Annotated in this window: 9 protein-coding genes; 2 read left to right on the forward strand and 7 right to left on the reverse strand. The window is 38.1% G+C overall.

Annotation, left to right across the window (positions count from 1 at the left end; translation table 11 throughout):
• Window positions 1-5: 5 nt before the first annotated feature.
• From LU301_RS10085 to ispH, 6 genes are all read right to left on the reverse strand, one after another.
• A complete protein-coding gene (locus tag LU301_RS10085) occupies window positions 6-3,893 on the reverse strand; it encodes a PilC/PilY family type IV pilus protein (protein ID WP_305270441.1) in 3,888 nt (1,295 codons plus the stop codon).
• A 33-nt stretch (window positions 3,894-3,926) separates the two neighbouring features.
• Window positions 3,927-4,700: a PilX N-terminal domain-containing pilus assembly protein gene (locus LU301_RS10090; protein ID WP_305270443.1), complete on the reverse strand. Its 774-nt coding sequence runs from the start codon at window positions 4,698-4,700 to the stop codon at window positions 3,927-3,929.
• A 3-nt stretch (window positions 4,701-4,703) separates the two neighbouring features.
• Window positions 4,704-5,750 (reverse strand): PilW family protein, encoded by a 1,047-nt coding sequence (locus LU301_RS10095; protein WP_305270445.1) that lies wholly within the window; start codon window positions 5,748-5,750, stop codon window positions 4,704-4,706.
• Window positions 5,743-6,252 (reverse strand): type IV pilus modification protein PilV, encoded by a 510-nt coding sequence (pilV, locus tag LU301_RS10100; protein WP_305270447.1) that lies wholly within the window; start codon window positions 6,250-6,252, stop codon window positions 5,743-5,745. Before pilV ends, LU301_RS10095 begins: the two co-directional genes overlap by 8 nt.
• A 13-nt stretch (window positions 6,253-6,265) precedes the next feature.
• Complete coding sequence (locus LU301_RS10105) at window positions 6,266-6,736, reverse strand: pilus assembly FimT family protein (protein ID WP_305270449.1); 471 nt, start codon at window positions 6,734-6,736, stop codon at window positions 6,266-6,268.
• A gap of 148 nt (window positions 6,737-6,884) precedes the next feature.
• Window positions 6,885-7,838: a 4-hydroxy-3-methylbut-2-enyl diphosphate reductase gene (gene ispH / locus LU301_RS10110; protein ID WP_305270451.1), complete on the reverse strand. Its 954-nt coding sequence runs from the start codon at window positions 7,836-7,838 to the stop codon at window positions 6,885-6,887.
• Between the two features lie 135 nt (window positions 7,839-7,973).
• Here ispH and gmk point away from each other — a divergent pair, with 135 nt between their 5' ends.
• Together gmk and rpoZ are read left to right on the forward strand one after the other, a co-directional pair.
• Window positions 7,974-8,594 (forward strand): guanylate kinase, encoded by a 621-nt coding sequence (gmk, locus tag LU301_RS10115; RefSeq protein ID WP_305270454.1) that lies wholly within the window; start codon window positions 7,974-7,976, stop codon window positions 8,592-8,594.
• A gap of 100 nt (window positions 8,595-8,694) precedes the next feature.
• Entirely contained in the window at window positions 8,695-8,985 is a 291-nt protein-coding gene (rpoZ, locus tag LU301_RS10120; RefSeq protein ID WP_305270457.1) for a DNA-directed RNA polymerase subunit omega, read from the forward strand.
• Window positions 8,986-9,130: 145 nt separating this feature from the next.
• Here rpoZ and LU301_RS10125 read toward each other — a convergent pair whose 3' ends face one another.
• Window positions 9,131-10,108 (reverse strand): OmpA family protein, encoded by a 978-nt coding sequence (locus LU301_RS10125; RefSeq protein WP_305270458.1) that lies wholly within the window; start codon window positions 10,106-10,108, stop codon window positions 9,131-9,133.
• Window positions 10,109-10,171 lie beyond the last annotated feature (63 nt).

Genomic DNA, 10,171 nt, shown 5'->3' on the forward strand with positions numbered 1-10,171 from the left:
TTTCCTTAACGGCTTTCATACCAACGTAATTGCTTGATACTAGCAGGTTGTTGCCACTTTGTGTTAAATGGATTTTCTGGACCACCAGCACCACCAGCACCACCACCACCAGTATTAACAATAGAAGTGTTTGGACCTCCACCCAGTGCTGTGTTAATATTACCAGAACCAACTTTAGCTCTCATCTCACTTGCACGAGTTTCAAAACCGTGCTTATCTTGTTCACAGCGACCCGTTGGTAAGCAGTATTGATATAAATAAGTTGTACCACGTACACCACCACCACACGCCGAGCTATTACCATTTTCATCTTTATTATACACATTGACGAATAATAAATCTGTTAAAGCATAAGCATCATTCAATACTTTATAACGACCATAGCTTTCTGACTGGGTATTGTCAGGGAAGGTATATTTCCAACCACGATTAAACAAGGTTTTACCATTTTCAGTAACTACCTGTGGGACACCATCAGTGAAGTTAGACACTTTTATGCGACCATTATCCGCCAACGGCTCTGCTGTAAAACTTGAAGTAAAGAGTGATGTTTTACCTACATCATTGTCATAGATAACATATACACCATCTTCTGCTGTTTCACGTGTACGTGAAGCCCCTTGCACGCTTTTCTCAATACCAGCCAAAGGAGAACTACTATCACCCGAACCTAGAGCAACAACAAGGAAACGTTGTCCGTTGCCCGATGAGCCACTTGCAGTATGAACTGACAAACTTGGCATGTTGTAGAAACGTGGACTCTTACCGTCTGTTTTATTTTCATTCATAATGCGTGTAACACGATGACCAAAACTTGCGGTATTATTTTCTGTTTTTTGTGATTCATTGTTTAAGTCAATACGGAATACTTGACCACCCAAATCACCAAAATACAAGTTATCTACCAAACCATCACCATCACGGTCTAAGGTATTGATACGGCTCACAACGCTATAACGTAAATTTGCGTCTTGTGTTAATCGTACATTGTTACCAGTAGTGTTGTGGCTACTTGCCCACCATAATAATTTACCATTGGCAGCGTCAAACATATAAACACCCGCACCTTTGCCATTGGTTTGTTGATACGTGGTATTTTCATAGCCAGTATCATAACCACCGCCGACAAACATCACCAGTTTACGCTGACCATTCCAACGTACATAGCCTAAAGTCGGTTTAGACCAACTCTGCCCCATATGTTGTAATTGTGGATAAGACAATGCTTCATCACCCGTATGAATGGTTTGCGTTGCAGGGTCGATATGGAATTTCATTTTAGGCGCATTCATATTCGCTAAATCTAAAGCATAATAGCTTTGACCACCCATACGTAAGCCACCGTACACCCACTGTACGCCACGCAAATTTAAGGTACTTTTTTCATTATCATCTTCTGTTAATTCAGAGTCACCAACTGTCAAAGTCGTATCACGGTCTGACACAGGCACATATTGTGTATGAGCCACCCACGGTGCGTCAATACCATAGAACATATTCGCTCGACCACCCGCAGTCGAAGTTTCCGCCAACAACGCTTGTGGTTGTCTTTCTATCATTTCATTTGGAATAAAGGCAAATTTTTCTTTACCTGTTTTACTGTCCACAACGTGTAAAATACCTTGTGTACTACCGAATAATAAATAATCTTCACGTGTATTTTCCTTAACCGTAGGTTGTAGCACACCATTTACACGTTGTGTTTCCACCAAGCCTTTTTGAGTGAGCAAAATTGGGCTTGAGTGCATAGTTGCACCCACTTGACGTAATTCAGCTTTTTCACTCAATTTATTTTGGGCAACCTCTTCCGTCTCTCCCACATTGTAACCCAAAGCGTTGAGCCAGTAGTTACGCTTAGTAGTGTCCTCTTTCAAAGAACCCGTATATAATTTTTCAACCGTTACCGTTTGCAACTCTGTACTATTTTTAGCCACACCACCTTCCATTTTACGGTTGGTGAAAATAATACGACCAATACCTGACGCAATATTTGCTTGATTTTGTAAGGCAAGTTTAGATTTAAGACCATCATCCCAAAGTCCAGTCAGCACACTATTTAAGCTACCGTCGGCTCTAAATAAATTATCACCAGCTTTATTTTTTAACACGCCATCCGTTACGCTATATTTGTTCATATCACCTGTCCACAACTGTTGAGCAAGGTCTGGACGTGGCGTAAATGAACCGTAATACGCTGTATCTGACACACGACCCACCAATAGCGCATCGACAGGAATAGTTGGCGCTCCTGTTGTTACTGGGCTAAATTTAGTTTTAATATCTTTAGCAACTGAAAGGAAACTATTAATTACATCTTTTGCATCTTCTGCATAAAAGAAACCACCCTCACCATAGCCACCAACATTTTTTAAATCAGGATGTGATTTTTCAGCAAAATTACATGCATTTTTAATAGTTCGTTTCTCAATTTTACTACAATTATAGTACTCTCTAGGCTTTCCTTCATTATCTACCAAAGTAACCTTCTTATCTTTTGCCTCAATAAAATCTGCACCAAAACCAACTAGAGCAGTTTTTATCGATACACCTTGTGGATTAAGGGCTGGATTATTTAATCGTTTAGCTAATTCACTCGCAGGTCCCATACCTTCATCATTTGTACTCTCCAAATACTTCGTTGTATCTGAGAATGCTGATGCTACTGTTGGAAAGTCACCTGCTTTATTCCCCAATGCAGCACGCATTAGATACTGTGAATTATTCGCATTATTGGGTTCACCATCTGTTAAGAAGTAAATTGCTTGACCACTACATTCACGTCCTACAGCAGGTAATGGTGATTTATAATTCTGTAAATCAGCCTGTTTGGTAGCAACAACAGATTGAGCAAAGCCAGAGTAATTATTATTATAATCATCACCTAGAGCATTTACGGTTATCGTATCATTTGCTTTATATAAACAATAGGTATCAACATTTTTAGCTCCCGTCCAAACTAGACCATTTAAGCCACGACATTTTTGTGCTCCTGTAAACCCCTCATTATTTTTAGCATCATTGAAATTTTTTGTCAATGTAGAACCAGCGATACCTGTACACGCTCCTGTTGCATCTACATTTAACTCACTAATTGGATCAGTTAATTTAGAAGGTCGAGCATCTTTACGTCCACAGTAATAATATGTCGAAAGATTATTAGGATCTTTAGCTACCCATAATTGGCGTGTATGCTCTATTTTTGGATTTTCTACTACAGTATTTGTCCCCATAAAATAAGCTGCTGCTTCAGCAAATGAAGAAGCCGTTGGAGTTGGACCACTTCCTCCTAATCCAGCAACGTATGTCTTGATTCTAGTTCTATGTTCTTGCGTCAAAGGGGCTGCTTCAATTTTAATCGAACCTTTACCATTGCCACTAAATTGCCCCACAGCAATATGTATAGAATCATCTAATTGATTACTGTCCATTAATGCAAATACTGCATCTTTTAGTTTCGTCATACGGTCATAATGTTTTGTTCTCGTATCTATTCTAAAATACCCATCTTGACCATAGCAGAATGCGCGATCATAACTTGGGGTAGTATTACTTTTATCACGACCTACATATTTTCGCAATTCTGCTTTATTAGCTTCAGAATAACTAAAACCATTGTTAAAATAATCTACACTATTTAAATTACTGTATGATACTGAAGCTTTAATCCATCCACCATTGCTAGGCCAATCCATAGGTATAACAGCTTTAACATCACAGCCCACCATTGAGCCAGAAGTATCAAGCATCATCACAATAATTTTTTGTGCTTTATCAGGCACAGTATAAATTTCAATATCACTTGCTTGGCTAGTTGTCACACTTGTACCTGCGACAGCTAGACCAATCGCGGTCGCCATAGATAAACTGAGTTGTTTTAAATTAAATTTTTTCATATTTTATCTCACTATCAGTTGTATAATCTCTGATTATGGGTTTGTTGCATTTGACGATGAGCCAGTCGTACCAGCGAGGGATGCTCTTCTTGCAGCAAGATTACTATTTTCCAGATCCGTACCTACTTGATATTCGGCATATTGCACATTGTACGGCACATTTAAATTACGGAAACACGCTGCAACGTTGTCCGCCACAGTAGTCATTGCAGTACGTCTAAAACAGTCTTGAATCTGTTGTTGCGTTACGCTGGAAAAAGTCGGCATAATCGACACCACTGTTGCCGCCATCGTTTTCATATTAGCATAGCTTGTTGAACCACCACCAACACTACTACCCTCTTGCATATTACTGAATGTATTTCCTGAACTGCTGGCACCACCAATAACTTTACGTAAGTACACTTGTGATACTACGGCATCTCGCCCTGTCGCAAAGTCATTTGCTCTACAATAACCACGTGTACCCAATTTTGACGAGCCTATCACACTCGAACGGTTTACAGCAAAGATGTTGGCTTGGTTTCTTAAATAACAAAATACCAGCTCATCTTCTGTGTTTCCTGCCACATCAAAATGACCATACATTTGTTGTGCAGTCAAACGTGCTGTAACTTTGGTTGGGTCTTGTAGGTTAAAAATTGCCGCATCGCTACTTTCAACTAAAATATTGCTAATTTGGCTACTGGTTGATAAGCGTAAACCGAGCATACTACCACGCATAGCAATCGTACCGACAATAGTAATCAATAACAATACTACCAATACAATGATGAGTGTTGAACCTTGTTGATGTTTAATATTCATAGTTTAGTTCCCGCTCCCTTGAGCATTACGCAATGCAACCACTTGACTAAAGGCTTCTCGCAAACGCTTTGTACCTGTATTATCTGTATTGATTTGTACCGTCGTTCCTGCAACATCATAACGTCTCGTCGCATCAATATTATCATCGTTACCCACACTTTCATTGGAACGTACCAATATGCCTAACTCCACCGATACCACATTTTCAGTCGCATTCGTATATTGATTAATCGGCATATAACGAATACTGCCTGCCGCATTTTTAACACCTAAACGTACTTTAAAAGCTTCAATATCAGGAATCAGTACAATCGCATTACTATTATCCGGTGTCCCCGGAACAGATGCAACCCCCCCTGAATTATTGATAAGTTGTCCGCCAATATTGTCAATCCCTGTGCTACTTTTAGCTACAGCATCATAATATGATGCATCGCAGTATAAGGCATAGCGTGTACCATCAGCATTTTGTTGTGAAGCAGGCATTAAATCTACATAAAAACGGTGTACAGACACATAGCGTGAGTCAGGATTTTTACTTCTGAAACTAATATCTCTCCCTTCACAATCAACCATCGTTGAAATAAAATTAGCAGGGGTACTACGGTCATAACTCGGCATATATTGTATGGCTAAACTATCACTTTCAGCCAATACACCTCTGACAGCAGCTCTTTGCCCTGTTTGTGTAAAAGGTTGTGCAGCTCTCTGAGATGTCGCAGTTACAGGGAAATTATTTGCATTAAATATAATACCACTACCTAAGTCATTCAATTTCACTTGTTGTGTTTCTGTGCTATTTAAATTTGCATGACGCACAAAATAGGTTAATTGATTTAAACCAAAAATTGCACTCTCTTGGACACTACCCATACCTTGCTGTACATTTAATGCACGCTGACCACCAATAAAGATCGCTAAAGCCGCCGCAACAACCAGCATACCTAGTATGATGGCAATCATTAATTCAATTAAGGTAAAACCTGCTTGCTTACCCATTGCACGTAAATTACTCGCAAATATACGTTGTTGTTTACTATACTTAGTCATAATTGTACGCCTCTAAAATAATACATTTCGCATTTGGTACATAAGTTGTGCCATTGGTACAATCATTCTCACCTGTACCATTAGTTGGCGTAGTATCTTCCCAAGCAACATAAATACACGCACGTCTTGACGTAATACCTTGACAATTACGCACGGCAACACTCATACCCATCTCTGTTGCACGTTGTTGCACTTGAGCAAAATCATATTGAGCAAGCTGTGCAGGCGTACAATAGCTTGTGGCACAAGTATTATTATTACTATTAGCTGTTGCTCCGCTCGCCCCAGTATAGTTACCTTGATAAGTAATTAAACCATCACGATTAACACGCATACGCTCTGCTAAATCTCGTGCTAAACTGACCGCTTGTACGTTGTTATTCGCCTCTAAAGACGCATTAATCGCTCTTAATTGTAAGGCTGCAAAACCTAATACCGCTACACCTAACAGTACCAATGCAACCAAGACTTCTAATAAACCGACACCTTGTTGGGATTTCATATTTTATTCTCTCTTATCTTGATGGGCACTCTGTTGCATTGCGTAACAACTGGACAGCACCATGTTGATAAAGCATAATCACCGCTTTGGCTTCTGCATTACTTCTATGACCTAACAATAAACAACTTTCTGTTGCATTACCCGCTAAATTTGGCAAACGTCCCATGTAGTTAAATTGAATACTACTTGCAGGTGCAGTATCCCATTGTACATTAGCATTTGAAATCTGCCATGTACGTACAATATCACTTGTTTGACGATGGCTCGGTGCTGCACCAATATACACATTAACACGTTTCATAATCGCCTCAGCACGAGCTTCATTCATTGTAGCAACAAAACTTTTTGCTTCTTGTTGTACTTCAAATTTACGTTTCATATCAATCATCGATGGTGCTGCAATCATCGCTAAAACAGCAATAATCGCAATCACAATCATCATTTCGATGAGTGTAAAACCTTTTTGTTGTTTATAAGTCATCATAACTTGAAAACTCTACCCATTTTTACCTATTTTATATGATAATATAAATCCGTTCCATTCTGTAGCATTATGTGATAAAACTTACATTTTTATAGATAAACGGTTAATCCTTTAACCAATCATGAATAAATCATAGATATGAACTATTTTATTTTACTTCTGTTACTTTTATGCGTAATTCTTTAGGCAAACTAAACGTGATATTTTCTTCTTGCCCTTGTAACTCTATTGGCACTGAAGCACCCCAATCTTGTAAACGTTGTAATACTTGTTTAATCAAAATTTCAGGTGCAGATGCCCCAGCAGTTACACCAATTTTTGTTTCAGCGTTAAACCAATTTTGTTTTAACTCATCAGCATTATCAATGAGATAAGCCTTTTTCCCCATACGCTCAGCCAACTCACGTAAACGATTAGAATTTGATGAATTTGGCGACCCCACAACTAACACGACATCACAACGCTCTGCCAGTTCACGCACTGCATCTTGGCGATTTTGTGTAGCATAGCAGATGTCATCTTTGCGAGGCCCTTGGATATTAGGAAATTTTTTGCGTAATGCATCAATCACTTTTGCAGTATCGTCAATTGATAAAGTCGTTTGCGTTACAAAAGCCAGATTATTTTCATTAACAACCTGCAATCGCTCAACATCTTGTTCATCTTCAACCAAATAAATTTTACCACCTTGAGATGTATCGTATTGTCCCATCGTACCTTCAACTTCAGGATGTCCATGATGACCAATTAGAATTGCTTCTTTACCCTCACGTGCATATTTAGTAACCTCAATATGTACTTTGGTTACTAAAGGGCAAGTGGCATCAAATACCTTTAAACCACGGCGTTCAGCTTCATTTTGTACCGCTTTAGATACACCGTGAGCCGAAAAAATCACGATTGAATCATCAGGTACTTGGTCTAATTCTTCTACAAAAATCGCACCACGTTGGCGTAAATCATCGACTACAAATTTGTTATGTACCACTTCATGACGCACATAAATCGGTGGAGAAAAACTTTCTAAAGCACGATTCACAATCGCAATCGCTCTATCCACACCCGCACAAAAGCCACGTGGATTTGCTAATAAAATTTGCATATAATTCTCAACATATCAAATGAACTATTATTTTAAAAGAATTTTGCAAGATATGGGAAATTATTTGTAAATAAAATGACATTTTCACTCACTTGCTTTAAAATAAACCATCATTTCTAAACACCGAGAAAAATTATGGCTGGATTATTATTTGTAGTTTCTGCTGCTTCAGGTACAGGCAAAACATCGTTAGTCAAAGCATTATTAGACCGTATCAGTAATTTACATGTATCTGTTTCACATACCACACGTCCGCAACGTGTTGGCGAAGTTGATGGTGTGCATTATCATTTTATTGCCAAAGACGATTTTGTCCAACAAATTAATGAAGGGCGTTTTATTGAGTACGCTGAAGTTTTTGGCAATTACTATGGAACATCACACGCTAAAGTCCAAGAACAGCTCAATAAAGGTCATGATGTATTATTAGAAATCGACTGGCAAGGTGCAGAGCAAGTTCGCCGTTTATTTCCACAATCCATTCAGATTTTTATTTTACCACCAAGTCAATTTGAATTACGTCAGCGTTTATCAAACCGCAAAACCGATTCTTTAGAAGTGATTGAACACCGTTTAAGCTGTGCAGTTGCCGATATGCAACACTATACCAGTTTTGACTATGTGGTCATTAATGATGCTTTTGATAAAGCTGTTTCTGAATTATATTCTATTATTACTTGCCATCGTTTAACAATTAATCAACAAAGTGCTAAACATGAAACATTGATTAATAGCTTACTCACTGGCACAGTGTAAATAAATTATTTTTTATCATTTTATATAAAAGGCTTGTATCTCGAATTAAAGCCTTTTATACTATAGGTTTATTGAGATTTATCATATTAGGTATATCATTATGGCTCGTGTAACTGTTGAAGATTGTTTAGATCACGTTGATAATCGTTTTGAATTAATTTTATTAGCTAGCAAACGTGCTCGTCAGTTGGCACGTCATAATATTGACCCAACAGTAGAGTGGGACGATGATAAGCCAACTGTAGTAGCTTTGCGTGAAATAGCAGTCGGTCATATTAGTAAAGAATATCTACAGCAACGTGAAAAAGAATATCAAGATTATCAAAGTAAGAGCCTTGATAAAGTTTTGCTTGAAAATAGCCTTGATAGCATTATTGGTAGTGAATTTTAATCGCTCTATCATAAATATCAAAAACCTAATTGTTAAATGCAATTAGGTTTTTTATTATCTTATTCCCAATAAAAAATCTCTTAGCATTTTAGCACTAAGAGATTTTATTTTTAGCTTTTAATAATGATTAATCATCATCAATCGCTTATTGTTGTTGCATTGGTGGTGGCAACTGCTGTTGCACTGGTAACACTGCAGGTACTTGCTGAATTTCAAGATGTTCTGTCTTAGTATCATTCAATAATACACCTGAACCATCAACTGTTACTTCTACACGACGGTTTGGATGTAAACACTTAATATATTCTTCACGATTACCATGATTTTCACAGTGTTTCACAGGCTCACGCTCACCCGCACCATAAGAACGTAAAATACCTGTTGGTACACCACGTTGAATTAAGTAACGGCTTACTGTATCTGCACGGTTACGAGATAATACCATGTTGTATTCATCTGTACCTAATAAGTCAGTATGACCTACAACCAATACACCATTTAACTGGTCAAATGATTTTAACTTCTCAGCTAATTCATCTAACTCTGCACGACCTTTAGGGTTCATATCTTCGACACGATATTTATCAAATTTAAATAACGCATCAGCACTTAAAGTATAACGCTGTAAACCATATGCTTTCGCAGGGGTTACTGGCGTTGCAGGCACAACAACTGGTGTTGGATTTTCTGGAACTTTCATCAATACTGCTGGACAAGCTGCATCGATTGGATCAATTGGGTTCCAATAGAAACTGCGTGCAAATTTTTTATCATCAAATAAGATTTTGAATTGACAAGTTGTTACACCATCAGTTCCTACACCCGGTGTATGGAAATGAAATAAATAGTTCCATTCACGTGGACGCCATACTTCATCATAATGTGGACGACCAATTAATTGATAAAGTTGGTCTTTGGTTACACCTGATTTAATTTGACGTAACGCTTCTGGCGTTGGGAATGTACCACGACTATTATCAAATGTTACAGAATCCCATTTTGGCCATACAGGTTTATCTGTTGTACCTTGTTGTGAAACAGAAGATGGCGTTGTACAAGCACTTACTGCTGCTGCCAAGCTCGCAACTGCTGCAAGTTTTAACATTGCTGTTTTAAATTTCATTTTAAATTCCTAAATTGAAGTTGAATTCACAAGTTACTTCCCTAGTGAGAAGTAACTTGCTTT

The sequence above is a fragment of the Moraxella sp. ZY210820 genome, from assembly GCF_030674635.1.
Taxonomy (GTDB): domain Bacteria; phylum Pseudomonadota; class Gammaproteobacteria; order Pseudomonadales; family Moraxellaceae; genus Acinetobacter.

Excerpts from the sequence above, each read along its gene's own strand:
- LU301_RS10085 (WP_305270441.1), bottom strand. The coding sequence starts at position 3,893 with ATGAAAAAATTTAATTTAAAACAACTCAGTTTATCTATGGCGACCGCG.
- LU301_RS10090 (WP_305270443.1), bottom strand. The coding sequence starts at position 4,700 with ATGAATATTAAACATCAACAAGGTTCAACACTCATCATTGTATTGGTA.
- LU301_RS10095 (WP_305270445.1), bottom strand. The coding sequence starts at position 5,750 with ATGACTAAGTATAGTAAACAACAACGTATATTTGCGAGTAATTTACGT.
- pilV (WP_305270447.1), bottom strand. The coding sequence starts at position 6,252 with ATGAAATCCCAACAAGGTGTCGGTTTATTAGAAGTCTTGGTTGCATTG.
- LU301_RS10105 (WP_305270449.1), bottom strand. The coding sequence starts at position 6,736 with ATGATGACTTATAAACAACAAAAAGGTTTTACACTCATCGAAATGATG.
- ispH (WP_305270451.1), bottom strand. The coding sequence starts at position 7,838 with ATGCAAATTTTATTAGCAAATCCACGTGGCTTTTGTGCGGGTGTGGAT.
- gmk (WP_305270454.1), top strand. The coding sequence starts at position 7,974 with ATGGCTGGATTATTATTTGTAGTTTCTGCTGCTTCAGGTACAGGCAAA.
- rpoZ (WP_305270457.1), top strand. The coding sequence starts at position 8,695 with ATGGCTCGTGTAACTGTTGAAGATTGTTTAGATCACGTTGATAATCGT.
- LU301_RS10125 (WP_305270458.1), bottom strand. The coding sequence starts at position 10,108 with ATGAAATTTAAAACAGCAATGTTAAAACTTGCAGCAGTTGCGAGCTTG.